Below are 25,068 nucleotides of genomic sequence, written 5' to 3' on the forward strand. Positions count from 1 at the left end.
GCGAACGACCGTGCGATTGTGCATGTCTTACACGAGACTTTCCCTAGGGGTTGACCCCCATTCGAACTCACACGCAAGGCTTCAATATCCCTTCATGACACATGCCATACGCATCGGATCCGGGCTCGGCTTCTACGGGGACAACTGGGAGCCCGTGATCGCCAGCATCGAACGCGGTCAGGTGCAATTCATCGCCAGCGACCACCTGGCCGAATTGACGCTGGCCATCTTGCAAAAAGACCGGCAACGTGACCCAGCCCTGGGTTACGCCCGCGATGTGCTGCCCATGCTTTTGCGCCTGTGGCCCCTGATGCAGCCGCGTGGTGTGCGCTTCGTTTGCAACGCGGGTGGCCTCAACCCCATGGGTGCGGCGCTGGCGGTGCAAAAAGCCTTGGCCGGCGCAGGCTGGCACCCGCGCATTGCGGTGGTGAGTGGCGATGACGTGCTGCCCCTGCTGCAAGACCCTGCCGCACGTTATGACCACATGATGAGCGGCGCTGACGTGGACAGCGTGCGCGAGCGCTTGGTGTTTGGCAATGCCTATCTGGGCGCACAGCCCATCGTGGAGGCACTGGACCTGGGGGCCGACATCGTGATCACCGGACGCGTGGCCGATGCCGCGCTGTTTCTGGGCCCGCTGGTGCACGCGCTGGGTTGGAAACTCGCCGATGCCAGCACCCCCGAGGACTTCCACCGCCTGGCGCAGGGCCTGACGGTGGGGCACTTGCTCGAATGCTCAGGCCAGGGCAGCGGCGGCAATTTCGGCAGCCAAGGCAGCTGGCAAAACATCCCGGACTTGGCGCACATCGGCTACCCCATTGCCGAGGTTTGGCCAGACGGCACGGCCTTCATCACCAAGGCACCGGGCACAGGCGGCCTGGTCAACTTCGACACCGTGCGCCAGCAACTGCTCTACGAAGTCCACAACCCGCATGCGTATTTCTCACCCGATGTGGTGCTGGACATGGGCCAGATTCAGTTGCACGACGAGGGCCAGCACCGCGTGCGCTTGACCGGCGCCCAAGGCAGCGCACCCACCGACCAGCTCAAAGTGGTGGCCGGCTTTCAAGACGGCTTCAAGGCCGAGATCAGCTGGGGCTTTTCTTGGCCTGATGCCTGGGACAAGGTGCAGGCCGCAGAGGCCATGGTGCGCAGCCAACTGAAAGAGCGCCACATGCCTTTTGACGAGCTGTTTGTGGAATACCCCGGGCTGAATTCCGCGCATGGTCCGCTGGCCCCCTTGCCGCCTGCGGCCGAGCTGAACGAACGCGCCGAGATCTGGGTGCGCATGGTGCTGCGCACCCGCTCCAAAGCGGTGGCCGATGGCTTTGGCAGATTGTTCCCCTGGATGGCACTGAGCGGGCCGGCCTACACCTGCGGCTTTCAAGGCTTGAACGCCTCCAGCGCCTTGCTGGGCATTTGGCCCACCTTGATGGCGCGTGACCGTGTTCAAGCCCGTGTGGAGATTTTGGAGACCGGCGCATGACCACAGCACCTCTTGTGACGATCCCCTTGGCCCGCATTGCCCACGCCCGCAGTGGCGACAAAGCCGACTGGGTGGACTTTGGCCTGTTCGCCTGGAACGAGGCGGGCTATCGCCTCTTGGCGCGCGAAGTGACGGCGGCCAATGTGCAGGCGCACTTTGCGCCATGGTTGCCGGGGCAAGTGGACGCCTGGCCTATGCCCAACATTCTGGCCCTGAAGTTCGTGCTGCACGGCGCTTTGCAAGGCGGCGGCGCACGCAACCTGCGCCTCGATAACCTGGGCAAAGCCATGGGCGCAGCACTGCTGCGCTTGGAGATCGACGTCGGTGCCGAAGAACTCGAGCAGGCACAAAAAAGCCCCCGAAAGGGCTGGTGGCCGCAGGGGTCAGCCCAGACCTGACGGCAGGGTCACCCCGGACGGGATCCGGGGTCCAGGCCTCAAACGCGCTCGATGATCAAGGCAATGCCTTGACCCACGCCGATGCACATGGTGCACAGGGCGTAGCGACCGCCTGTGCTGTGCAGGCGGTTGATGGCGGTGGTGGCCAAACGCGCACCCGATGCACCCAGCGGATGACCCAGGGCAATGGCGCCGCCCCAGGCGTTCACGCGGGCATCGTCGTCTTTCAGGCCCAACATGCGCAGCACGGCCAGGCCTTGCGCGGCAAAAGCCTCGTTCAATTCGATCACGTCGATCTGCTCCAGCGTCAGGCCTGTTTGGGCCAACACTTTGAGCGTGGCAGGCGCAGGGCCAATGCCCATGACACGCGGGGCCACGCCCGCCGTGGCCATGCCCACAATGCGGGCCTTGGGGGTCAACCCGTTTTTGGCAGCGGCGGCTTCGTCGGCCAGGAGCAATGCACAAGCGCCATCGTTCACACCCGAGGCGTTGCCCGCGGTCACCGTGCCGTCCGGGCGCACCACGCCTTTGAGCTTGGCCAGCGCTTCCAGACTGGTTGCGCGGGGGTGTTCGTCGGTGTCCACCAAAATGGCATCGCCCTTTTTCTGAGGAATGCTCACGCCCACAATCTCGCGGGCCAGGTGCCCGGCTTGGATGGCGGCCACCGCACGCAGCTGGCTGTTGTAGGCCATCAGGTCTTGCGCTTCGCGCTCGATCTTGTAGTCGGTGGCCACGTTCTCAGCGGTCTCGGGCATCGAATCGACGCCGTACTGGGCCTTCATCAACTTGTTGACGAAACGCCAGCCAATGGTGGTGTCGTACACCGCGTTGTTGCGGCTGAAGGCCGTTTCGGCTTTGGGCATCACAAACGGGGCGCGGCTCATGCTTTCCACACCACCGGCAATCATCAAACCGGCTTCGCCAGCCTTGATGGCGCGGGCCGCGGTGCCAATGGCGTCCAGACCCGAGCCGCACAGGCGGTTGAGGGTGGCACCGGGCACATCGATCGGCAAGCCCGCCAACAAGCTGCTCATGTGGGCCACATTGCGGTTGTCTTCACCGGCCTGGTTGGCGCAGCCGTACAGCACGTCGCTCACTGCCGCCCAGTCCACTTGGGGGTTGCGCGCCATCAAGGCGCGCAGGGGCACGGCACCCAGGTCGTCGGTGCGCACGCTGCTCAAAGCGCCACCGTAACGACCAAAAGGGGTACGGATCGCGTCGCAAATGTAGGCTTGGTTCATGTTTTGAGTCTCCGAATTGGTGTGGCATGCATTTTATTGCATGTTTTGACGTTTCACTGGATCAATTCTAGGTGTTGAATCCGCAAGGGTCGTGTGCGGCGCTGCCCGGGCTCAGAGGCGCTTCGCTTTGCCACATCGCACGAACAGTGACCGCCTATGCTCAAACTGCATGGCGGCTGAATCGACGGCCATGCCTGCGATCGGGCCTGGGGGATGGGGCGATGTGGCAAAGCGAAGCGCCTCTGAGCACCGGCGCCCAGGCCCGATCGCAGGCTACCCCAGGCAGACATGAGGGACAATGACATCCATGCTGATCCAACCTTCACAAGCCGATGTCCGGCGCTTTTTTTGTGGCGTCTACGCCAAGGCCAAGACCGCTGCCCCACTCGAGCCCATGGAAATGCTGGTCAGCCAATGGATGGATGAACACCCCGAGTACCACGCCGAACTGGCCGACGTGGATGCGGCCCTGGCCGCCATGCACCAAGCCGACCCGAACCGGGAAAATCCTTTTTTGCACTTGTCGATGCACCTGTCGATCAGCGAACAATGCAGCATCGACCAACCACGGGGCATTCGGCAAGCTGTGGAATTGCTGACACACAGACTCAACTCCCTGCACGATGCCCACCATCAGGCCATGGAATGCCTGGGCCGCATGGTGCATGAAAGCCAACGCTCGGGGCGCATGCCCGATGGGGAGGCCTACATCGCCTGCGTGCAAAGGCACGCCACGAAAGACTGAGGCGAATCAGGCCGCCATGCGGCCTTGGATATGCGACAAGATGTCAGAAACGGCCACTTTGGTCGCTTCGGCATCGCGGCGGTGCTGGTATTCGACCAAGCCGTCTTTCAGGCCCTTGTCACCAATGGTGATGCGGTGCGGGACACCGATCAGCTCCCAATCGGCGAACATGGCGCCGGGTCGCTCGCCACGGTCGTCCAAGATCACGTCCACACCGGCGGCGAGCAGGCCGTTGTAAATGCGCTCGGCTTCCAGCTTGACCGCTTCACTGCGGTCCATGCCGATGGGGCAAACCACGGCGGTGAAAGGGGCAATCGCGTCAGGCCAGATGATGCCGCGCTCGTCGTGGTTTTGCTCGATGGCGGCAGCGGGCAAGCGCGTGATGCCGATGCCGTAGCAGCCCATTTCCAGAAATTGCGGCTTGCCGGTTTCGTCCAGAAACGTGGCGTTCATGGCCTTGGAGTACTTGGTGCCCAGGTAGAACACATGGCCCACTTCGATGCCGCGCTCGATCGCCAGCTCGCCTTGGCCGTCAGGCGACTTGTCGCCCGTCACCACATTGCGGATGTCGGCCACCAAGGCAGGCTCGGGCAGGTCGCGGCCCCAGTTGACGCCGGTGATGTGGAAGTCTTCTGCGTTGGCACCGCAGATCCAATCGGCCATCACGGCCACCTCGCGGTCGGCCACCATATGAACCGGCTTCTTCAAATTCAGCGGACCCAGGTAACCCGGCTTGCAGCCAAAGTGCTCTTCGATCTCGGCCAAGGTGGCAAAGCGGAAACCGCCTTCCATGCCAGGCAATTTGCCGACTTTGACTTCGTTCATGTCGTGGTCACCACGCAGCAGCAAGAGCCACACTTGCGACTTGACGATCTCGCCTTGCTCGTTCAAGGTGTCGGTGGCCAGCACCAAGGACTTGACGGTGGTGGACAGCGGCACGTTCAGCAAGGCGGCCACGTCCTCGCAGGTGCTCTTGCCGGGCGTGGGGGTCTTGGTCAAGGCTTGCGTGGCAGCGCCGCGCGGCTGGCTGGGTGCGAGCGCCTCGGCCTTTTCCATGTTGGCGGCATAGCCGCTGGTGGGGCAGTACACGATGGCGTCTTCACCCGTGGCGGCAATCACCTGGAACTCTTCGGACAAATCGCCACCGATGGCGCCGCTGTCGGCCGCAACAGCGCGGTAGGTCAGACCAAAGCGGTCAAAAATCTTGCGATAGGCCCCGGCCATGACTTGGTAGCTGGCCTTGGCGCTCGCCATGTCGCGGTCAAAGCTGTACGCGTCTTTCATGGTGAATTCACGGCCGCGCATCAGGCCAAAGCGCGGGCGGCGCTCGTCGCGGAACTTGGTCTGGATCTGGTAGAAGTTTTTGGGCAGCTGTTTGTAACTGCGCACTTCTTGGCGCACCACGTCGGTCACCACCTCTTCGCTGGTGGGCTGGATCACGAAATCACGACCATGGCGGTCCTTGATGCGCAAAAGCTCTGGGCCCATCTTGTCAAAGCGCCCCGTTTCCTGCCACAGCTCGGCCGGTTGCACCACCGGCATGGTCATCTCGATGGCGCCTGCGCGGTTCATCTCTTCGCGCACGATGGCCTCGACCTTGCGGATCACACGCAGGCCCATGGGCATGTAGTTGTAGATGCCAGCGCCCAATTTTTTGATCAGGCCAGCCCGGGTCATCAGCTTGTGGCTGACCACCTCGGCATCGGCGGGGGCTTCTTTGAGGGTGGAAATGAGGAACTGGGAGGCTTTCATCGCGTCAAACTAACTCAGGCAGGGGCATCAGGGAAACATCCAAGTGCCAGCGGCGGTGCGCCGTGCATAATGGACACAATTTAAAAATTTGAGGTTGATTATGCTTGACCGTGAAGGCTTTAGGCCGAACGTCGGCATCATTCTGCTCAACCAGAAAAACCAGGTTTTCTGGGGCAAACGCATCCGCACCCACAGTTGGCAGTTTCCGCAGGGTGGCATTGACCGGGGTGAGAGTCCCGAACAGGCCATGTTCCGAGAACTGCACGAAGAAGTGGGGCTCCATCCAGAGCATGTGCGCATCGTGGCCCGAACCCGTGACTGGTTGCGCTATGAGGTGCCAGACCGCTTCATCCGCAGGGATGCTCGCGGCTTTTACAAGGGCCAGAAACAAATCTGGTACTTGCTGCAAATGGTCACGCACGACCACCACTTGAACCTGCGCGCCACAGACCACCCAGAATTTGACGCTTGGCGTTGGAATGACTATTGGGTGCCGCTGGATGTGGTGGTGGAGTTCAAACGCGGCGTCTACGAGATGGCACTGACCGAGTTGGCCCGTTTTTTGCCACGTCAAGACAGGCAAAACCGCTATTTGCGCGGCGCCAACCGTGGGCCTCGGGACAACCTGGATCCCGATGGCGGCACCCCGGAGATGCAGCCACCGGTGCACATGGAGCTGCCGCCCGGGGCCAGTTTCGACCCCAATCCGCAAGGCTAAAACAACCCGCCCGCATGGGCGGGCTTGATCGGCTCAACGGCTGAGGATCAGGTTGTCCCGGTGCACCATTTCGGGCTCGGCGGTGTAGCCCAGCAAAGCCTCGTAGTCGTGAGAGGGTTTGCGACAAAGCAAGCGGGCTTCGGCACTGGCGTAATTGGCCAAGCCCCGAGCGATTTCCGAGCCTTGCTCGTCTTTGATGGCGATCACGTCACCGCGTGAAAAATCACCCGCGACCCCCGTCATGCCAATGGGCAACAAGCTCTTGCCCTCCGTCATCACTTTGTGGGCAGCGCCAGCATCGACCGTGACCGAGCCACGCAGTTGCAAATGATCGGCCATCCATTGCTTGCGGGCCTGTTGCTTGGCGGTCTGAGCCACCAGCAATGTGCCCATGTTGTCGCCTTGCGCCAAGCGCAGCAGGGCGTCGGGCTCACGGCCCCAGGCGATCACCGTGGATGCACCGGAGCCCGCAGCCCGTTTGGCCGCCAGGATTTTGGTGATCATGCCGCCCTTACCAATGCTCGAGCCTGCGCCGCCCGCCATGGCCTCCAGCGCAGGGTCGCCCGCATGGGCTTCGTGCACAAAAGTAGCCCCAGGGTCTTTGCGCGGATCCGCGCTGTACAGGCCCTTTTGGTCGGTCAAAATGACCAAGAGGTCGGCCTCAATCAAATTGGCCACCAAGGCACCCAAGGTGTCGTTGTCACCAAATTTGATTTCGTCGTTGACCACCGTGTCGTTTTCGTTGATCACAGGCAGCACACGGTGTTGCAGCAAGGTCAGCAAGGTCGAGCGGGCATTGAGGTAACGCTCACGATCGGCCAAGTCCGCATGGGTGAGCAAGACCTGGGCACTGCCCATGCCGTTTTCGCGCAACTTCGTCTCGTACATTTGGGCCAAACCCATCTGGCCCACCGCGGCAGCGGCTTGCAAAGCGGGCACCTCCATCGGGCGGGTGGTCCAACCCAAACGTTTCATGCCTTCGGCAATCGCCCCGCTGGACACCATCACCACCTCTTTGCCTTGTGCACTGAGCAGCGCCATCTGACGGCACCATTCACCGATCGCGCCTTCGTCCAAGCCGCGGCCCTCGTTGGTCACCAGGCTAGAGCCGACTTTGACAACGATGCGGCGGGCATCACGCAACAGGGTGGAAACAGCGGCAGAGGTCATTCAGGGCTAGGGGCTTGGCGTTGAAACAGCTTTTTGTCAGGGACTGGGAACGACCGCGTCAATCGGCGTCGGAGGGCATGGGCTTGAAGCGGGGATCGTCTGCATCCGGCGCTTGCGGCTTGTCTTGCTCCTTGAAGCGCGGATCGATGTCCACCACACCTTGTTCAATGATCTGTTGGGCACGGATGTGCTTGTAGATGTCCTTGATCAAGGGCTCGCAGCCTTCGCGGGTCAGCGCCGAAATTTGGAACACAGGGCCTTTGTAGCGCATGCGCTTGATGAAATCCTTGACACGTGCCTCGCGCTCGTCAGCGGGCACCATGTCCAGCTTGTTGAGCACCAGCCAACGCGGCTTGTTGTACAAGCCCGGATCGTATTTTTTCAGCTCCGCCACAATGGCTTTGGCTTGCTGCACCGGGTCGACGTTCTCGTCAAAGGGCGCAAAGTCGACCACATGCAGCAGCAAACGGGTGCGCTGCAAGTGGCGCAAAAACAAATGCCCCAGGCCTGCGCCTTCGGAGGCGCCTTCAATCAGACCCGGCACATCGGCCACCACAAAGCTTTGCTCGGGGCCCACGCGGACCACGCCCAAGTTAGGGTGCAAGGTGGTGAAGGGGTAATCGGCGATTTTGGGGCGGGCGTTGGAGACGGCCGCAATGAAAGTGGATTTGCCGGCATTGGGCATGCCCAGCAGACCCACATCGGCCAGCACCTTCAGCTCCAGCTTGAGTTCTTTCTTTTCACCCAGCCAGCCCGGTGTTTTCTGACGCGGGGCACGGTTGATGGCGCTCTTGAAGCGCATGTTGCCAAAACCGCCGTCACCGCCCTTGGCGATCATGATGGTCTCACCGGGCACCAGCAATTCATACAGGACTTCGCCCGTTTCGGCGTCGCTGATGATGGTGCCCACGGGCATCTTGAGGGTGACGTCGTCGCCCGCAGCGCCGAACATGTCCGAGCCCATCCCGTGCTGACCGCGCTTGGCATCGTGGCGCCTGGAATATCGGTAATCCACCAAGGTGTTGAGGTTGATGTCGGCAAAAGCGAACACATGCCCACCCCGACCACCGTCGCCACCATTGGGGCCACCGAATTCTTTGTACTTTTCGTGGCGGAACGAGACGCAGCCGTTCCCGCCGTCGCCTGCGGAGATGTCAATATAGGCTTCGTCAACGAACTTCATGAGATTTCCAGTGTAGCTTGGGGCCCCACCGTCCAGGCGTCACAGGGCCAGAAAAGCAAAGAGCCCCGTCTTGCGGGGCTCCTCTTCGCCATGGGCGCGACAGGCTTAAACAGCCGGTGTCACGTTGACCATGTGCTTGCTCAGTTCGCCTTTTGTGGAGAACGACACGTGGCCATCCACCAGGGCAAACAAAGTGTGGTCTTTGCCAATGCCGACATTGTTGCCCGCATGGAACTTGGTACCACGTTGACGAACAATGATCGAGCCAGCGCTGATCAGTTCACCACCGAAAGCCTTGACACCCAGCATCTTTGGCTTGGAATCACGACCGTTGCGCGTAGAGCCGCCGCCTTTTTTCTGTGCCATGACCTATTCTCCTCAGGCAGAGATCGCGCCGATTTGCAGTTCGGTGAACTGCTGGCGGTGACCCTGACGTTTCTGATAGTGCTTACGACGGCGCATCTTGAAGATGTGCACTTTGTCGTGCTTGCCATGCGCCAAAACTGTGGCTTTGACTGTGGCGCCGGACACCAGGGGCGTGCCGATCTTGAGTTCAGCGCCGGTACCGACGGCCAAAACTTGATCAATCACGATTTCCTGGCCAACGTCCGCAGCAATCTGTTCTACTTTAATTTTTTCGCCAGCGACAACACGATACTGTTTGCCACCGGTTTTTATGACCGCGTACATAAATGACCTCTTTGAATGGAAGTTTCCAAGGGCTAATCCCCAAGGAACCCGAGATTCTAGCACGGACAAGTCCATCCGGCAAATCATTCGGCTCAAGCGGCCACCTCCAGCTTGGGGCGGCAAACACGGTCTCTATAATGGGTTCAGAATCCAACCACCCCCTTCACTCGCCCTTTTTGGACTTGGCCCAGCCAAGTCACCAGCCGGATACCCCACTTGTCTGCCACTGAACACAGCACCGCCGCCGTTCTCGAATTGGTGGCCTCCGACATGGCCGAGGTCGACCGGGTGATCGCCCATCGGCTCGATTCTGGCGTGCCCTTGGTGGGCGATGTGGCGCGTTACATCATTTCTGCAGGCGGAAAGCGCCTTCGCCCGGTGCTTTTGCTGCTGACATGCGGCGCTTTGGGATATGCCGGGACACAACGCCACAACCTGGCGGCCGTGGTGGAGTTCATCCACACGGCCACTTTGCTGCACGACGATGTGGTGGACGAATCCACCTTGCGGCGCGGCAGGCCCACGGCCAACGAAAACTTCGGCAATCCGGCCAGCGTGCTGGTGGGCGACTTTTTGTACTCCCGGGCCTTTCAGATGATGGTGGATGCCCAAAGCATGCGGGTCATGCAAATCTTGGCCGATGCCACCAATGTGATCGCCGAAGGCGAAGTGCTTCAGTTGATGAACATGCATGACGCCTCTCTCGACGAAGAGGGCTATTTGCGGGTCATCCGATCCAAAACAGCCAAGCTGTTTGAAGCCAGTGCCCGCCTGGGCGCCATCTTGGCCGCCAGCCCTGTGGCCATCGAAAACGCTTGTGCAGACTACGGTCAGGCCCTGGGCACAGCATTTCAGGTCATCGACGATGTGCTGGACTACGACGGCAATGCCGCAGAAATGGGGAAAAACCTGGGCGATGACTTGCGCGAAGGCAAAGCCACCCTGCCCCTGATTTTGGCCATGCAACGCGGCAACGCGGCCCAGAGCCAAACCGTGCGCGAGGCGATTGAAACCGGCAGTGTGGACCGGCTCACCGACATCGTGGCCATCGTGCGAGAAACCGGGGCCTTGGAGGCCACACGGGATGCTGCCGCAGCAGAAGCCCAACGGGCCATCGATGCCGCCATGCAGTTGCCCGACAATGCCCATCGCCAAGCCATGGTGGTGTTGGCCTCACAACTGCTCAAGCGCAGAACCTGATGGCTTTGGGCCTCGTTCGGCAAGCCCTGTCCGGCTCAGTCTCTTTCTCTCCAACCTGAACATGAAACTCAACCCATTCATCTCTTTGGCAGTTCTGGTCTGGGCTTGTGGTGTGAGCGCCGGGGTGCATGCCAGCCCCAAGTGGGAGCCCATCATGAACAACCCCGATGGTTTGTTCTACATCGATGCCAAATCCGTCACCGAGGAAGATGGCATCAAAAAGGTCTGGAGCGCCTTGGATTACAAAAAGCCTCAGAGCACCAGCAATGGCAAAACCTATCTGTCGCTGCAGTCTCAAGTCCAAGTCAATTGCAAACGCAAGATGGCCCGCGTTCTGCACATGACTTATTACTCCGAAGCCATGCTGAAGGGGGATACGGTGTTCCGCCAAGGCATGCTGCACGAATGGTTAGAGATCGATCCCAGTTCGCCCATCCACAAGATTGCACGCAAGATTTGCTGAGGCATGCCTCAATGGGGCCACTGAGCATCGCTGGCATCGCGCAAACGGATCACATCTTCGCGCAGGTCATGGGCCCAGGTCCGGCGATCACGGCCATCGGCCTGCTGCAAGTCCCCAAAATGAACCACGGCCGTGATGCCCGGCGCTTTGAGCGTGCGCCACATGGAGCCAATCAGGGTGTCGTCGCCGATGTAACAGGGCGCTAGGGTGATGTCGCCTGTTTGAGAATCCAAAAACTGAAGCGCCATGGGTTGGACCGGCGCTTGGGCTTGGATCGCCGACTGGATCAAGTTGGCGTGGAAAGGCAGCAAATCCAGACCATCGCTGGTGGTTCCTTCAGGAAAAATAGCCACCACATCGCCTTCTTGCAGGGCATGGGCCATGTCTTTGACCATGCGCAGTGCGTCCTTTCGGTTGGTGCGCTCAATGTAAAGCGTTCCCGCTCCGGTGGCCAACATGCCAACGAGCGGCCAGTCCCGAATGTCGGACTTGGACACAAAGCGGCAATGCCGCGCCGCATGGATGACCATGATGTCCAACCAAGAAATGTGGTTGGACACCAACAGCGCCGGGCCACTGCGCACGGGCTGCCCCACCACCTTCAATTGGATGTGCCAAAGCGCCAAAAACTGCAAGGCCCAAGCTTGCACACGCATCTCTCGCTGCTCGATGCTGAGCTGGGGGAAGCGGACATAAATCGTCCACATGCCGCCAAAGACATGCACCAGTCCTCGCCAAAATTTCCAAATGGCACGCCAGCTGTGCATCATGTCCTCAGGCTTGGGCATGAGGGCAAGGGGACGCGTGAGGTCATGGCTTGAGCACCTCAGGCTTCGAACGCCAAATGGCCGCCCACCACCGTGGCCAAGACACGGCCAGGCAGTTCATAGCCAGAAAACGGCGTGCTCTTGCCTTGGCTGCGCAAAGACTCGGCCGTCACAGGCCAGTGGTCCTCGGTCGTCAAGACGCACACATCGGCACCCCCCCCCACGGCCAGATGGCCCACCGAGTCTTGCAAGGGGCCCAAGGCAGCGCCCAGCACCCGCGCAGGGTCGGCGGTGATGCGCGACAGCACCTGCGGCAAAGGCAGTTTGGCCTCTTGACCCCACTTGAGCGCCAAGCTCCAGAGCAATTCCAAACCCGTGGCACCAGGCTCAGCCTCTGCAAACGGCAGGGCCTTGGCATCGGCGTCAACGGGGGTGTGGTCCGACACCAGCGCGTCGAGCGTGCCATCGGCCAGACCTGCACGAAGCGCATCGCGGTCGCGTTGTTGGCGCAACACAGGCGTCAGGCGGGCACGGCTGTCGAAGTAGCCCATGTCGGCATCGGTCAGGTGCAGCGAGTTGATGCTGACGTCGGCGGTGACAGGCAAGCCTTCGGCCTTGGCCTGACGCACCAGCTCGACACCTTGAGCGCTGCTGATGCGGCACAGGTGCACGCGGGCCCGGGTGCTGCGCACCAACTCAAAAATCGTGTGCAAAGCAATCGTTTCGGCCGCCACCGACACGCCGGACAAGCCCATGCGCGTGGCCAGCGGGCCACTGGCGGCGACGCCCTTGCCCAAGTGCAGCTCTTGCGGGCGCAGCCAGACGACGAAGCCAAAGGTGCTGGCATATTGCAGCGCGCGTTGCAGCACCTGCGTGCTGGCGATCGGCACCTCGGCCTGGGAAAAGCCCACACAGCCAGCGGCGGTGAGCTGGCCCATTTCGCTCAGCACATCCCCCTTCAAACCCACGGTGAGTGCACCCAGCGGCAGCACGCGGGCTTGGTGCAGCTTTTCGGCGCGGTAGCGCAGCATCTCGACCAAACCAGGCTCATCCAGAACCGGCTCGGTGTCTGGCGAGCAGACCAAGCTGGTCACCCCACCCGCCATGGCCGCGGCCATTTCGCTCTCCAGCATGCCCGCGTGTTCCTGGCCAGGCTCACGCAGGCGCGCTGCCAGGTCGACCAGGCCGGGCGCCACCAGGCAACCTTTGGCGTCGATCACCCGGTCAGGGCTGAAGTCGGCAGGTGCTGCGCCCATCGCCACGATGCGCCCGGCAGCGATAGCCAGGTCGGCAGTTTGGTCAAAGCCGCTGGCGGGGTCGATGACGCGGCCGTTTTGAATCAGGATTTTCATGTTCTTGTTCCCCTCAGGCTTCGTTGCCAGCCACGATGCTCATCACCGCCATGCGCACGGCGATGCCAAAGGTCACCTGCGGCAGGATCACGCTTTGCTGGCCGTCGACCACCGCCGAGTCGATCTCGACCCCGCGGTTGATCGGGCCGGGGTGCATGACGATGGCATCGGGCTTGGCCAGTTGCAGCTTCTCGGGCGTGAGGCCAAAGCTCTCGAAGTATTCCTGGCTGGAGGGCAGCAACGCGCCGCTCATGCGCTCGTTTTGCAGGCGCAGCATGATGACCACGTCACAGCCTTGGATGCCTTCTTCCAGCTTGTTGAAAACGCGCACGCCCATCTGGGCCATGTCTGCGGGCACCAGCGTTTTGGGGCCCACCACACGCACTTCGGCGCAGCCCAGCGTGGTGAGCGCGTGGATGTCCGAGCGGGCGACACGCGAGTGCAGCACATCGCCCACGATGGCCACGGTGAGGTTGGCGAAGTCTTTTTTGTAGTGCCGGATGGTGTACATGTCCAGCAGCGCCTGGGTGGGGTGGGCGTGACGACCGTCACCCGCGTTGACCACATGCACATGGGGCGCCACGTGCTGGGCGATCAGGTAGGGCGCGCCCGACTCGCTGTGGCGCACCACAAAAATGTCGGCGGCCATGGCGCTGAGGTTGGCAATGGTGTCGAGCAGCGACTCCCCTTTGCTGGCGGAAGAGCGCGCGATGTCGAGCGTGTAAACGTCGGCTGACAGGCGGGTCGCCGCGATGTCGAAGGTGGTTCGGGTGCGGGTGCTGTTCTCGAAGAACAGGTTGAACACGCTCTTGCCGCGCAAGAGAGGCACCTTCTTGACCTCGCGGTCGTTGACACTCACAAAGCCCTGCGCGGTGTCGAGGATGTGGGTCAGGATGTCCTTGGACAAGCCTTCGGTGGAGAGCAGATGGATCAGCTCGCCGTGCTTGTTGAGTTGGGGGTTGTTGCGTTTGTAGAGCATGTTGTTCTCACCTCGGTCAGGCTTTGTTCTCCACTTCAAAACTGAAACGGCCCTCTGCGTCTCGGGCCAGCGCCAGCGATTGCGTCTCGGGCAGCGCCACGCGGGCTGCGGCGTAGTCGGCTTGCACCGGCAATTGGCGGCCACCGCGGTCCACCAGCACGGCCAACTGAACACAGGCAGGGCGGCCGTAATCAAACAGTTCGTTGAGCACGGCGCGGATGGTGCGGCCCGTGTAGAGCACATCGTCAAGAATCAAGATGTCCGCGCCATCGACCTCGAAGGGCAGGCTGGTCTGGCCCCCTGCCGAAAGGCCTCGCTGGGCAAAATCGTCTCGGTGCATGACCGACGACACCTGCCCGGCTTCACCGCTCAGGCCCAAATCACGTTGCAAACGCTGCGCCAACCAAGCGCCGCCCGAGGTGATGCCCACCAGCCGGGTGTCCGCCTTGCACAGGCTGCGCACGCCTCGCAACAACTCCAAATACAACGCTTCCGCGTTGAGGGCCAAAGCGCTCATGGGATATTCCTTAAAAACTGTTCCAAGATGATCGCCGCCGCCGCCGCATCGGCGTCTTTGGCGCCCTGCGAATGGGCTTCGGTGGTGGTGTAACGCTCGTCCACCTCGTACACCGAAAGGCCAAAGCGACCGCGCAGCTGGCGGCCGAACTTGCGGGCACGCAGGGTGTTCTCGTGCTCCCCCCCATCGGGGTGAGTCGGCACGCCAATCACCAGCGCATCGGGCTGCCACTCTTGGATACGCTTGGCAATGTGCTCGAACCGCGCATCGCCCTCGGCGGCAATCGTGCCTTGCGGTGTGGCACTTTTCATCAAACGGTTACCCACCGCCACGCCTGTGCGTTTGAGGCCGTAGTCAAAGGCCAAAAAGGTTTGCTGGTGGGCTGGAACGAGGTTCTCTGCTGCGCTGCTCATGCGTGCCCCGCGTCCGGTGACAACATCCAGCTTTTGAGGCCCAGCAGGTCCAAGGCGCGGTCGTAACGCTCAGACATAGGCACTTCAAAAATCACATCGGCAGAGGCGGGCACGGTGAGCCAAGTGTTCTCGCCCAACTCCGATTCCAGCTGACCTTCCCCCCAAGAAGCGTAACCCAGGGTGATCAACACCCGCCGTGGGCCCACCCCGGAAGACAGGGCCTCGAGGACATCTCGCGAGGTGGTCATCTCCAGGCCACCCGGCACCACAAGGGTGGAGGCATACACCGACCCACCATCCTCTTGGGGCTTGTCCATGCGGATCGGATCGTGCAAGACAAATCCCCGCTCGGTTTGCAAGGGGCCGCCGTGGGACACGGCGTTGTTGATCAGGTCTTCCCGGCGCAAAGGCAGCTCCACTTTGTCAAACAGCAGGCGCATGCTGATGTCGGCGGGCTTGTTGATGATCAGACCCATGGCGCCGCGCTCACTGTGCTCACACATGTAGACCACACTGCGGGCGAATGTCTCATCTTCCAACCCGGGCATGGCGATCAGGAAATGATGCTTGAGGTCGATGGAGGCACAATCTGTCATGCGCCGATTTTAACGGTCTGGCCTGGGTTCATCTCCAGCCGACAGCATCCCCCACCGCCCCGACGGGGCAACGATACCCACGGAAACACCCGCTCTCATGGCACCCTCCTTTTCTTGTGGCCTGGTTTGGCTGCGCCGCGACTTGCGTGCCAGCGACAACGCCGCCCTTCACCAGGCCCTGAAACACTGCCAAAGGGTCCATGTGGCCTTTGTCTTTGACGACGAGATTTTGAATGCGCTGCCCCGCGCTGACCGCCGGGTCGAGTTCATCCGGGAATCGCTGGTCGAGCTGGACCAAAGATTGCGTGAACTGGCAGGACACCCCCAGGCCGGTCTGATCGTGCGACACGGTGTCGCCAAAGACAAAATTGTGAAATTGGCGCAACACCTGCAGGCGCAAGCCGTTTTTGCCAACCACGATGACGAACCCCACGCACTCGCGCGCGACATTCAGGTGCGGGGCCACTTGGCTGACCACGGCATCGTGCTGCACACCTTCAAAGACCATGTGGTTTTTGAACGCAACGAGGTGCTGACCCAGATGGCCAAGCCCTTCAGCGTCTTCACGCCCTACAAAAACGCCTGGCTGAAAAAAGTCACGCCGCAAGACTTGCAGGCTTTTGACGTGTCCCCCTTGGCCCCCCACTTGGCCCCCCGCCCGGATGAGTTGGCGCACCCGGTGCCCAGTCTGGCCGAAATTGGCTTTGAGGCCACCAACCTGAAGGCGCTGAAAATCCCCACGGGCGAATCGGGGGCCCAAGCCTTGTTGAAAGACTTTTTGACCCGAATCGACGCGTACGAAGACACCCGGAACTTTCCTGCCGTCAAAGGGCCGAGTTATTTGAGCGTGCATTTGCGCTTTGGCACCGTGTCGATCCGCCAATTGGCTCGCGAGGCGCACCCTCGCATGTTGGCCGGCAGTGTGGGGGCCAGTGTGTGGCTGTCGGAGTTGATTTGGCGCGATTTTTATGTGCAGGTGTTGCACAACTTCGCCCATGTGGGCCAAGGCAAGAGCTTCAAGCCCGACTACGACGCCATCCGCTGGGAGCACGGCCCTCACGCCCACAAACTCTTTGATGCCTGGTGCGAAGCGCGCACCGGCTACCCGCTGGTGGACGCGGCCATGCGCCAACTCAACCAGACTGGCTACATGCACAACCGGCTGCGCATGGTGGTGGCGAGCTTTTTGGTGAAGGATTTGGGCATCGATTGGCGCTGGGGTGAAAAGTACTTCGCCACGCACCTGAACGACTTTGATTTGTCAGCCAACAACGGCGGTTGGCAATGGGCCAGCTCCAGCGGCTGCGACGCACAGCCCTATTTTCGGATCTTCAACCCGATCAGCCAAAGCGAAAAGTTCGATCCGGAGGGCAAGTTCATTCGGCGCTACCTGCCCGAATTGGCGGCCTTGCCCACCCCAGACTTGCATGCCCCTTGGCTGGCGAAACCCCTGGCTTTGCAGGCAGCAGGTGTGGTGATCGGCAAAACCTACCCGGCACCCGTGGTTGACCACGCTCAGGCCCGCGAAAAAACGCTGACCCGCTATGCCGTGGTCAAGAAAACCGCGGACTGATCAGATCGCCACCATCTCAAAGTCTTCTTTGCGCGCTGCGCACTCAGGGCAAGTCCAGTTCATGGGCACGTCTTCCCATTTGGTGCCGGGTGCCAGGCCGTGCTCAGGGTCGCCCTCGGCTTCGTCGTAGATCCAGCCGCAAATCAAGCACATCCAGGTTTTGTGTTCCATCACAGTATCGCAATCAGAGAGTCGAATAGAATGAATTGATTGTATCGGGCACCACCGAGCGCCCGGCTGAAGACCGTCTGAAGCCCTTCTTCAACCTGCTGTCATGACCGCCCCACACTCCGAAACTGCGCCCGAAACCGATGAAGTTGATGCCGAAGGGTCAGAAGGCTTGGCTTGTGTGTTGTCCTTCAACGCCAATGACCCCAGTGGCGCCGGTGGCCTGAGTGGCGATGCCACAGCCATGGCATCGGTCGGCGCGCACTGCATGCCGGTCTGCACGGGCAGTTATGTCCGTGATACCAGCGGCATCACCGATTTTTTCCCACTCGACGAAGAAGCTGTGCACGACCAGGCTCGGGCCGTGGCCGAGGATGTGCCGGTTCAAGTCATCAAAGTGGGTTTTGTGGGCACCCCTGAAAGCATCGCCACCATCGCCGAACTGGCCGATGACTACGACGGCGTGCCTGTGGTGGCCTACATGCCCAATTTGTCTTGGTGGGAAGAGGACAAGATCGACGCCTATCTGGATGCTTTTCGGGAGCTCTTGTTGCCGCAAACCAGCGTTCTGGTGGGCCATCACAGCACACTGCGCCGCTGGTTGTTGCCCGAGTGGACCGGCGAACGCAACCCTGGCCCCCGGGACATTGCCAAAGCGGCATCCGCGTTGGGGGTCCCCTATACATTGGTCACGGGCATCCCCTTGCCTGAACAACACATTGACAACGTGCTGGCCTCCCCCGAAACCGTGATGGCACACGAAAAATTCGAGCGCATCGAAGCGGTTTTTGCCGGTGCCGGAGACACCCTGACCGCCGCACTGGCCGCTTTGCTGGCCACCGGCATGGACTTGCCCGAAGCCAGCAGCGAAGCACTCCATTACCTGGACCGCTGTCTGGACGAAGGTTTCCGCCCCGGCATGGGCCAAGTCATTCCAGACCGCTTGTTTTGGGCGCTGCCCGAAGGCGAAGACACCGACACCGAAGAAGGACCCGAGACACTGCCGGGGCCCGACTACTTTGAAATGCCTTTCAACGAAACCAAACATTGACACGAGAGACAAAGCCATGACCGATCGCAACCAAGCCCTTTTTGACCGCGCCGCCCAAGTGATACCGGGTGGCGTGAATTCGCCTGTGCGCGCTTTTCGCGCGGTGGGCGGCACGCCCCGCTTTGTGCAGCGTGCACAGGGGGCCTATTTTTGGGACGCCAATGGCCAAAAATACATCGACTACATCGGCTCTTGGGGGCCGATGATCCTGGGACACGGCCACCCAGCCGTGCTCGAGGCCGTGCAAAAAGCGGCACTGGATGGCTTTTCTTTCGGCGCACCCACCGAGCGGGAAATTGAACTGGCGGAGGAAATTCTGAAGCACGTCCCCTCCATGGAAATGGTGCGCTTGGTCAGCTCGGGGACCGAAGCGGGCATGAGCGCACTGCGTTTGGCCCGCGGCGCCACAGGCCGCAGCAAGTTCATCAAATTTGAGGGCTGCTACCACGGCCACGCCGATGCCCTTTTGGTCAAAGCCGGCTCGGGCCTGGCCACCTTTGGCAACCCGACCAGTGCAGGCGTTCCGCCCGAAGTGGTGCGCGACACCCTGGTGCTCGAGTACAACAACATCGCGGCGCTGGAAGAAGCCTTTGCCCTGCACGGCAAGGACTTGGCCTGCGTGATGATCGAGCCCATTGCCGGCAATATGAACTTTGTTCGCGCCAGCGTCCCCTTCATGAAGCGCTGCCGGGAGCTGTGCTCTGAGCACGGCGCACTGCTGGTGTTTGACGAAGTCATGTCCGGCTTTCGCGTGGCTTTGGGCAGCGCGCAAAGCGTTTACGCCAAAGCCATTCCAGGCTTCAAGCCCGACATGACGGTGCTGGGTAAAGTGATTGGCGGCGGCATGCCCTTGGCGGCCTTTGGAGGCCCGCGGGACATCATGCGGCAATTGGCCCCCACGGGTCCGGTGTACCAAGCTGGCACGCTCAGCGGCAACCCCGTGGCGACCGCCTGCGGCCTGACCACACTGCGCGAGATCGCCAAACCGGGCTTCTGGGATGCTTTGAGCGCCCGCACCCAAAGCTTGGTCGATGGCCTGACGGGTGCTGCCGCAGCAGCGGGTGTGCCCTTCAGCGGCGATTGCCAGGGCGGCATGTTCGGCTTTTTCTTGCTGCCCGAGTTGCCGCAAAACTACGCCAAGGTCATGACCAGCGACAGCCCCAAGTTCAACAAGCTGTTCCACGGCCTGTTGGGCGGTGGCGTGTACATCGCGCCCGCTTTGTACGAAGCCGGTTTTGTGAGCGCTGCCCACACCGAGGCGGACATCGCCGAAACCGTGCGCGTGGCAGGCGACGTGTTCAAAACCCTCTGAGTCGGGCCATGAAACAGCTCGCTTGCCTCTTGTGTGCCGGTGTCGCCGGTCTGATGTCGCCCGCCCACGCCCAATTCGATGCCAAGCGCCTGTGGGTCAACGCCGGTTTTTATTCTGCGCACTTTGACACCGACCAAGGCCTGCGCAATGCGAACCCGGGACTGGGCTTTGAATACCGCCTCGACGACACCTGGAGCGCCACGGCCGGCCGCTTCATCAACAGCAACAACGCAAACTCCAGCTATGTGGGCGCCTACTACCAGCCGTGGACCTTTGCAGGTGTGAAACTCGGCGTGGTGGCCGGCGCCTTCAACGGTTACCCCAACGCTTTCAACGGCGGCTGGTTCCCGGCTGTGCTGCCTGTGGCCACGCTGGAGTCGGGCCATTGGGGCTTGAATATCGCTGCCGTGCCCCCGATGAAAGACCGGCTCTATGGTGCCGTGAGCTTCCAACTGAAGTTCCGGCTCCAAGACTGAAGCCGACCGGCCATCACCCCAAACCAGCGATAATTCCCCCCTGCATTCACGTCCAGACCGGGCGCTTGCCCATTCCCTTGGACCCCTCATGAAAAAGAATTTCCCACTGCAAGCCGAAGGCAAGCACCCCGACCGCGTGCTGGAAGCCGTCAAGCACGAAATCCGCAAATACTTCAAGCGCGAGCGCAACCGCGACGTGCCCAAAGGCGTGGACTTTTGGGACTTTGACTGCAAAGTGGGTTTGACCGCCGACAGCGCCGAAGTGGTGCGGGTGAGCGGCGTGATCGAGGCGGTGGACCTTGCAGCCAAGGCCGGTGCAACGTCGGTCTATGTGGAAATTTTGAGCAAGCACGGCGTGCGTGTGATCAAGGCGCAAAACCAAGAGGGGGGTGAAGAGCCCTTCGACGGCGCCCATCCAGGCTGATCCGGGTCTGAGCGGGCTTGGGCCCGATCAGGTGCGCTGACCTGGCGTTACTGGGGCCCCAGCGCTGCCGCAGCCGCCGCCCGCAACTTGTCTTTCTTGCTCAAGCGTGAACCTTTGATGCCGCCGTTGCCGGGTGATGGCGGTGGCGGGGTTTCGGTTGGCTCAAAGCCTGGCACTTGCTCCAAAGCGAGTTCCAGGCTTTCGCGCTTTTGGATCAGCTGCCAATGCGCGAGCGCGGCGGCCGTGACAAAGCTCACCGCGTCGCCATGCGCACCCGCCCTGCCCGTGCGGCCAATGCGGTGCGTGTAATCCGTAGCCGAGCGCGGCAGATCGTAGTTGACCACCACGGGCAGCATGGCGATGTCGATGCCGCGTGAGGCCAGATCGGTGGTCACCACCACGTCCCAGCGACCGGCTTTGAATTCGCTCAAAACCTCTTGGCGCGCGCCTTGGCTCATCTCGCCGTGAAAAGGGGTCGCAAACACGCCCGCCTTGTACAGCTTGTTCGCCACGTGCTCGCAGGCGTAGCGCGTGGCCACAAACACCAGCACCTGCTTCCAGCCGTTTTCTTGGATCAGGTGGCGCAGCAAGCCCGTGCGGCTTTTTTCGTCCACGGCAATCGCCCGCTGGGTGATGTCGGGCTTGTGGCCTTCAAAAGCTTCCACCGTGATGCGCAGCGGATCGCGAAGCAACTTGGCCGCCAAAGCTTCCACCTCGGGCGCAAAGGTGGCCGAAAACAGCAGGGTCTGGCGCTGGGCGGGCAGCAGCGCCAGCACGCGCTGCAATTCATCGGCGAAACCCAAGTCCAGCAGGCGATCGGCCTCGTCCAGCACCAGATGCTGCACATCGGCCAGGCGCAAGGCGTTCTGGTCGATCAAATCGAGCAAGCGACCGGGTGTCGCGACCACGATGTCGGCCCCCCCGCGCAGCGCCATCATTTGCGGGTTGACCGAGACGCCGCCAAACACGGTGTTCACCTTCAGCGACTGCGGCAACTTGTAGGTCAGATGGGCCAACACCTCGCCCACTTGCACCGCCAGCTCGCGGGTGGGCACCAACACCAGTGTGCGCACGGGTCGGCGAAAGTTGGTTTGGCGCGGCGTGGCCAGCAAGTGCTGCAGCAGCGGCAAAGCAAAAGCCAGCGTCTTGCCAGAGCCGGTGGGCGCGGTGGCCCAAACGTCGGCAGATTTCAAGGCCGCAGGAATCGCCCCGGCTTGGATGGGGGTGGGGGCGTACAAGCCCATGTCACCCACGGCGCGCAAAAGCGCAGGGGTCAAGCCGAGTGAATCAAAGGCCATCAGGGGCTTTCTGTAGGAGGCCGCCCCTGCGGCCGATGAACTCTGACAAAACTCCTGTGCGCGAGCAGGGGCTCGCTTCCTCAGGACATGCCGATGGGTGAGCCATCAATGGCGGAAATGGCGCACGCCAGTGAACACCATCGCCACGCCACGCTCGTTGGCCGCATCAATCACTTCCTGATCGCGCATCGAGCCACCGGGTTGGGCCACGCAAGTCGCGCCTGCGTCCACCACCACGTCGAGGCCGTCGCGGAAGGGGAAGAAGGCGTCGCTGGCCACCACGGTGTGTTGCAAACTCAACTTCGCCGCTTCGGCCTTGATGCTGGCGATGCGCGCCGAGTCCAGACGGCTCATTTGGCCTGCGCCCACGCCACGGGTCTGTCCGTTTTTGCAGAACACGATGGCGTTGGATTTGACGAACTTGGCCACTTTCCAGGCGAAAAGCAGGTCGTTCAGTTCTTCATCGGTGGGTTGTTTGACGGTGACGATCTTCAAGTCAGCCAAAGCCAACTCGTGGTTGTCGGCGCTTTGCAGCAACAAGCCCGAGCCCACGCGCTTGGTTTCAAGCGCGTTGCGCACGTCGCCATAGTCGGTGGGCAAGGCGATTTTCATCAAGCGCACATTGACTTTGCTCTTGAACACTTCCAGCGCTTCGGCGCTGAAGTCGGGCGCCATGAGAACTTCCACAAACTGCTTGCTCACCGCTTCGGCGGCCGCTTTGTCCACGGGGCGGTTGAAGGCAATGATGCCGCCGAAGGCGCTGGTGGGGTCGGTCTGGAAAGCCTTGCTGTAGGCTTCCAGCGGGTTCGCGCCCACGGCCACGCCGCAGGGGTTGGCGTGTTTGACGATGACGCAGGCTGTGGTGTCAAAGCTCTTGACACACTCCCATGCTGCGTCGGCGTCAGCGATGTTGTTGTAGCTCAGCTCTTTGCCTTGCAACTGCACGCCGGTGGCGAGCGATCCGGCAGCGGGGGCCAGGTCACGGTACCAGGCCGCTTGCTGGTGGCTGTTTTCGCCGTAACGCAGGTCTTGCACCTTGACGTATTGCTCGTTGAACTGGCCGCTGAACTGGGCGCGCTCGGGCACGTAGGCCTCGCTCAGTTTCTCGGCTTCAAAGTTCACGCTGGAGAGGTAGTTGCTGATCGCGCCGTCGTACTGGCTGATGCGGTTGAACGCGGCCACCGACAAGGCAAAGCGCAGCTTGTCGCTGAGTTTGCCGTTGGCTTTGAGTTCAGCCATCACGTCGGCGTATTGGCTGGCATCGGTGACGATGCCCACGTCTTTCCAGTTCTTGGCGGCAGAGCGCACCATGGCGGGGCCGCCGATGTCGATGTTCTCGATCGCGTCGGCCAGTGTGCAACCGGGCTTGGCCACGGTGGCTTCAAACGGATACAAGTTGACGATGAGCAAATCAATGGTGTCGATGCCATGCGCCTGCAAAGCCGCCATGTGCTCGGGCGTGTCACGGCGCGCCAGCAAGCCACCGTGCACTTTGGGGTGCAGGGTTTTCACACGGCCGTCCAGCATTTCGGGGAAACCGGTGACTTCGGCCACCTCGGTCACGGGCAAGCCCTGTTCGGCCAAGAGTTTGGCGGTGCCGCCCGTGGAGATCAGGCCCACGCCCAAGGCGTGCAGTTGTTGGGCCAAATCGACAATGCCGGTTTTGTCAGAGACAGAGATGAGGGCTCTCATGGACATACTTTCTTCAAAATTCATTTCAGCAAATCGTGTTCAAGCAATTTCTTGCGCAAGGTGTTGCGGTTCAGACCCAACCATTCGGCAGCTCGCGACTGGTTTTGGCCCGATTGGGTCATCACCACGTCCAGCAGAGGCTTTTCGACCAACTTGACCAGCATGTCGTACAGGCCTGTGGGCTCGGTGCCGTCCAGGTCGCGAAAGTAAATGTCCAGGTTGTCACGGATGCAGTTTTCGATGGATTGGGATTCACTCATGGCGTGGTCTCTAAATCAGGGCAAACCTCCAGCCGTTGGGGCAAGCGCTCCATCTGCTCGGCCAAGCCGTCCAGATAAGCGGCCACGGCGGCCGTTTGTTGGGCTGCGGTCTCCAGGGTGTTCATGTGTTCACGGAATGTGTCGCCCCCAGGCAGCGTGCGCACATACCAAGCGATGTGCTTGCGTGCCGAGCGCACCCCGGTGTATTCGCCATACAGGCCATAGTGGTCCTGCAGGTGCGCCAGAAGGGCGCGGCGCACTTCGGCCAGCAAGGGCGTCGCAAGGTGTTCGCCCGTGGCCAAAAAGTGAGCAATTTCTCGAAAAATCCAGGGACTGCCTTGTGCAGCGCGGCCGATCATCACGGCATCGGCCCCGGTGAATTTCAAGACCTCACGGGCTTTCTCGGGCGAATCGATGTCCCCATTGGCCACCACCAGGATGTTCAACGCCGCTTTGACAGCCGCCACGGTGTCGTATTCGGCCAAGCCTTTGTAGCCCTGCTCACGCGTGCGGCCATGCACGGTGACCATCTGAACACCCGCGTCTTGCGCGGCGCGGGCCAGGCTCAGCGCATTTTTTTCAGCCTCGCACCAACCGGTGCGCATTTTCAAGGTCACAGGCACACCATGGGGCAAGGCTGCTTCCACCACCGCGCTGATGATGTCCAAGGCCAGCGGTTCGTCTTGCATGAGCGCTGAGCCCGCCCACTTGTTGCACACCTTTTTGGCGGGGCAGCCCATGTTGATGTCGATGATTTGCGCGCCCCGGTCGATGTTGTAACGCGCGGCATCGGCCATCATCTGCGCTTCGGTGCCAGCGATCTGCACAGCAATCGGACCGGGTTCGCCATCATGGTTGGCGCGGCGAGAAGTTTTGAGCGAATGCCACAAATCAGGCCGCGAGGTCACCATTTCACTCACGGCGTAGCCCGCCCCGAACTGTCTGCACAGCTGGCGAAACGGCCGGTCGGTCACCCCCGCCATGGGGGCAACAAACAAGTTGTTCGGCAATAGGTAAGGGCCAATCTGCATGACTGGTAGCGGGGTATTTTGTGGGGGGAGCCGGTTAGGAAGCGAGATTGTAGTTGCTTAATATTTCAGCACCTGACATGGGAATGTGCTAAGGAAATACGGGGCCAGTCGCT

28 protein-coding genes are annotated in these 25,068 nt (G+C 61.3%); 11 read left to right on the forward strand and 17 right to left on the reverse strand.

What is annotated here, in order from left to right; all coding sequences use genetic code 11:
• Positions 1-94 precede the first annotated feature (94 nt).
• Entirely contained in the window at positions 95-1,486 is a 1,392-nt protein-coding gene (locus B9Z31_RS05325) for an acyclic terpene utilization AtuA family protein (protein ID WP_100118528.1), read from the forward strand.
• A complete protein-coding gene (locus B9Z31_RS05330; protein ID WP_100118529.1) occupies positions 1,483-1,884 on the forward strand; it encodes a hypothetical protein in 402 nt (133 codons plus the stop codon). The genes B9Z31_RS05325 and B9Z31_RS05330 overlap by 4 nt, the downstream gene beginning before the upstream one ends.
• Before the next feature lie 38 nt (positions 1,885-1,922).
• Here B9Z31_RS05330 and pcaF read toward each other — a convergent pair whose 3' ends face one another.
• Positions 1,923-3,125, reverse strand: coding sequence for a 3-oxoadipyl-CoA thiolase (pcaF, locus tag B9Z31_RS05335; RefSeq protein ID WP_100118530.1), 1,203 nt, complete (start codon positions 3,123-3,125; stop codon positions 1,923-1,925).
• A 310-nt stretch (positions 3,126-3,435) separates the two neighbouring features.
• Between pcaF and B9Z31_RS05340 the strand changes: the two genes are divergently transcribed.
• Positions 3,436-3,870, forward strand: a complete 435-nt coding sequence (locus B9Z31_RS05340) for a DUF1841 family protein (RefSeq protein ID WP_199174449.1) — start codon at positions 3,436-3,438, stop codon at positions 3,868-3,870.
• Positions 3,871-3,876: 6 nt separating this feature from the next.
• Here the strand turns inward: B9Z31_RS05340 and B9Z31_RS05345 are convergent, their stop codons facing one another.
• Entirely contained in the window at positions 3,877-5,622 is a 1,746-nt protein-coding gene (locus B9Z31_RS05345) for a proline--tRNA ligase (RefSeq protein WP_100118532.1), read from the reverse strand.
• Between the two features lie 100 nt (positions 5,623-5,722).
• Here B9Z31_RS05345 and B9Z31_RS05350 point away from each other — a divergent pair, with 100 nt between their 5' ends.
• Positions 5,723-6,340: an RNA pyrophosphohydrolase gene (locus B9Z31_RS05350; RefSeq protein WP_100118533.1), complete on the forward strand. Its 618-nt coding sequence runs from the start codon at positions 5,723-5,725 to the stop codon at positions 6,338-6,340.
• A gap of 33 nt (positions 6,341-6,373) precedes the next feature.
• Here the strand turns inward: B9Z31_RS05350 and proB are convergent, their stop codons facing one another.
• The 4 genes from proB to rplU all read right to left on the reverse strand — a co-directional run bounded on the left by proB (position 6,374) and on the right by rplU (position 9,383).
• Positions 6,374-7,510 (reverse strand): glutamate 5-kinase, encoded by a 1,137-nt coding sequence (gene proB / locus B9Z31_RS05355; RefSeq protein WP_100118534.1) that lies wholly within the window; start codon positions 7,508-7,510, stop codon positions 6,374-6,376.
• A 58-nt stretch (positions 7,511-7,568) separates the two neighbouring features.
• Positions 7,569-8,693, reverse strand: a complete 1,125-nt coding sequence (cgtA, locus tag B9Z31_RS05360) for an Obg family GTPase CgtA (RefSeq protein WP_100118535.1) — start codon at positions 8,691-8,693, stop codon at positions 7,569-7,571.
• Between the two features lie 105 nt (positions 8,694-8,798).
• The gene (rpmA, locus tag B9Z31_RS05365) at positions 8,799-9,059 is read right to left on the reverse strand and encodes a 50S ribosomal protein L27 (protein ID WP_019430604.1); all 261 of its coding nucleotides are present in this window, start codon (positions 9,057-9,059) and stop codon (positions 8,799-8,801) included.
• 12 nt (positions 9,060-9,071) lie between these two features.
• Positions 9,072-9,383 (reverse strand): 50S ribosomal protein L21, encoded by a 312-nt coding sequence (gene rplU, locus B9Z31_RS05370; RefSeq protein ID WP_019426390.1) that lies wholly within the window; start codon positions 9,381-9,383, stop codon positions 9,072-9,074.
• A gap of 216 nt (positions 9,384-9,599) precedes the next feature.
• Between rplU and B9Z31_RS05375 the strand changes: the two genes are divergently transcribed.
• Together B9Z31_RS05375 and B9Z31_RS05380 are read left to right on the forward strand one after the other, a co-directional pair.
• Entirely contained in the window at positions 9,600-10,583 is a 984-nt protein-coding gene (locus tag B9Z31_RS05375; protein WP_100118536.1) for a polyprenyl synthetase family protein, read from the forward strand.
• Positions 10,584-10,644: 61 nt separating this feature from the next.
• Entirely contained in the window at positions 10,645-11,046 is a 402-nt protein-coding gene (locus tag B9Z31_RS05380; RefSeq protein ID WP_100118537.1) for a surface-adhesin E family protein, read from the forward strand.
• 8 nt (positions 11,047-11,054) lie between these two features.
• On the opposite strand, the gene B9Z31_RS05385 is transcribed toward B9Z31_RS05380, so the two are convergent.
• The 6 genes from B9Z31_RS05385 to B9Z31_RS05410 are packed head-to-tail and all read right to left on the reverse strand — an operon-like array spanning position 11,055 to position 15,670.
• Positions 11,055-11,834, reverse strand: coding sequence for a lysophospholipid acyltransferase family protein (locus B9Z31_RS05385; RefSeq protein ID WP_369804640.1), 780 nt, complete (start codon positions 11,832-11,834; stop codon positions 11,055-11,057).
• A gap of 38 nt (positions 11,835-11,872) precedes the next feature.
• Positions 11,873-13,165: a dihydroorotase gene (locus B9Z31_RS05390; protein ID WP_100118538.1), complete on the reverse strand. Its 1,293-nt coding sequence runs from the start codon at positions 13,163-13,165 to the stop codon at positions 11,873-11,875.
• A gap of 13 nt (positions 13,166-13,178) precedes the next feature.
• Positions 13,179-14,144, reverse strand: a complete 966-nt coding sequence (locus tag B9Z31_RS05395; RefSeq protein ID WP_100118539.1) for an aspartate carbamoyltransferase catalytic subunit — start codon at positions 14,142-14,144, stop codon at positions 13,179-13,181.
• Between the two features lie 16 nt (positions 14,145-14,160).
• Complete coding sequence (gene pyrR / locus B9Z31_RS05400; protein ID WP_100118540.1) at positions 14,161-14,661, reverse strand: bifunctional pyr operon transcriptional regulator/uracil phosphoribosyltransferase PyrR; 501 nt, start codon at positions 14,659-14,661, stop codon at positions 14,161-14,163.
• The gene (gene ruvX, locus B9Z31_RS05405; protein WP_100118541.1) at positions 14,658-15,074 is read right to left on the reverse strand and encodes a Holliday junction resolvase RuvX; all 417 of its coding nucleotides are present in this window, start codon (positions 15,072-15,074) and stop codon (positions 14,658-14,660) included. Before ruvX ends, pyrR begins: the two co-directional genes overlap by 4 nt.
• The gene (locus B9Z31_RS05410) at positions 15,071-15,670 is read right to left on the reverse strand and encodes a YqgE/AlgH family protein (RefSeq protein WP_100118542.1); all 600 of its coding nucleotides are present in this window, start codon (positions 15,668-15,670) and stop codon (positions 15,071-15,073) included. Before B9Z31_RS05410 ends, ruvX begins: the two co-directional genes overlap by 4 nt.
• A gap of 97 nt (positions 15,671-15,767) precedes the next feature.
• Between B9Z31_RS05410 and B9Z31_RS05415 the strand changes: the two genes are divergently transcribed.
• Complete coding sequence (locus tag B9Z31_RS05415; protein WP_100118543.1) at positions 15,768-17,243, forward strand: deoxyribodipyrimidine photo-lyase; 1,476 nt, start codon at positions 15,768-15,770, stop codon at positions 17,241-17,243.
• Here B9Z31_RS05415 and B9Z31_RS05420 read toward each other — a convergent pair whose 3' ends face one another.
• The gene (locus tag B9Z31_RS05420; protein WP_100118544.1) at positions 17,244-17,414 is read right to left on the reverse strand and encodes a rubredoxin; all 171 of its coding nucleotides are present in this window, start codon (positions 17,412-17,414) and stop codon (positions 17,244-17,246) included.
• A 103-nt stretch (positions 17,415-17,517) separates the two neighbouring features.
• Between B9Z31_RS05420 and B9Z31_RS05425 the strand changes: the two genes are divergently transcribed.
• From B9Z31_RS05425 to B9Z31_RS05440, 4 genes are all read left to right on the forward strand, one after another.
• The gene (locus tag B9Z31_RS05425) at positions 17,518-18,462 is read left to right on the forward strand and encodes a bifunctional hydroxymethylpyrimidine kinase/phosphomethylpyrimidine kinase (RefSeq protein ID WP_100118545.1); all 945 of its coding nucleotides are present in this window, start codon (positions 17,518-17,520) and stop codon (positions 18,460-18,462) included.
• Between the two features lie 16 nt (positions 18,463-18,478).
• Positions 18,479-19,774: a glutamate-1-semialdehyde 2,1-aminomutase gene (gene hemL / locus B9Z31_RS05430; RefSeq protein WP_100118546.1), complete on the forward strand. Its 1,296-nt coding sequence runs from the start codon at positions 18,479-18,481 to the stop codon at positions 19,772-19,774.
• Positions 19,775-19,782: 8 nt separating this feature from the next.
• The gene (locus tag B9Z31_RS05435; protein ID WP_100118547.1) at positions 19,783-20,250 is read left to right on the forward strand and encodes a hypothetical protein; all 468 of its coding nucleotides are present in this window, start codon (positions 19,783-19,785) and stop codon (positions 20,248-20,250) included.
• Between the two features lie 88 nt (positions 20,251-20,338).
• Positions 20,339-20,674 carry a DUF6172 family protein gene (locus B9Z31_RS05440; RefSeq protein ID WP_100118548.1) on the forward strand — a complete coding sequence of 112 codons (336 nt, stop codon included), beginning with the start codon at positions 20,339-20,341 and terminating at the stop codon, positions 20,672-20,674.
• 47 nt (positions 20,675-20,721) lie between these two features.
• Here the strand turns inward: B9Z31_RS05440 and B9Z31_RS05445 are convergent, their stop codons facing one another.
• The 4 genes from B9Z31_RS05445 to dusB all read right to left on the reverse strand — a co-directional run bounded on the left by B9Z31_RS05445 (position 20,722) and on the right by dusB (position 24,955).
• Positions 20,722-21,972 carry a DEAD/DEAH box helicase gene (locus tag B9Z31_RS05445; RefSeq protein ID WP_100118549.1) on the reverse strand — a complete coding sequence of 417 codons (1,251 nt, stop codon included), beginning with the start codon at positions 21,970-21,972 and terminating at the stop codon, positions 20,722-20,724.
• Between the two features lie 105 nt (positions 21,973-22,077).
• Positions 22,078-23,664 carry a bifunctional phosphoribosylaminoimidazolecarboxamide formyltransferase/IMP cyclohydrolase gene (gene purH, locus B9Z31_RS05450; RefSeq protein ID WP_100118751.1) on the reverse strand — a complete coding sequence of 529 codons (1,587 nt, stop codon included), beginning with the start codon at positions 23,662-23,664 and terminating at the stop codon, positions 22,078-22,080.
• Between the two features lie 20 nt (positions 23,665-23,684).
• Entirely contained in the window at positions 23,685-23,924 is a 240-nt protein-coding gene (locus B9Z31_RS05455) for a Fis family transcriptional regulator (protein WP_100118550.1), read from the reverse strand.
• On the reverse strand, positions 23,921-24,955 hold the full coding sequence (gene dusB, locus B9Z31_RS05460) for a tRNA dihydrouridine synthase DusB (RefSeq protein ID WP_100118551.1): 1,035 nt from the start codon (positions 24,953-24,955) through the stop codon (positions 23,921-23,923). Before dusB ends, B9Z31_RS05455 begins: the two co-directional genes overlap by 4 nt.
• Positions 24,956-25,068: the final 113 nt, after the last annotated feature.

Source organism: Limnohabitans sp. G3-2 (assembly GCF_002778275.1).
Lineage (GTDB): Bacteria > Pseudomonadota > Gammaproteobacteria > Burkholderiales > Burkholderiaceae_C > Limnohabitans_A.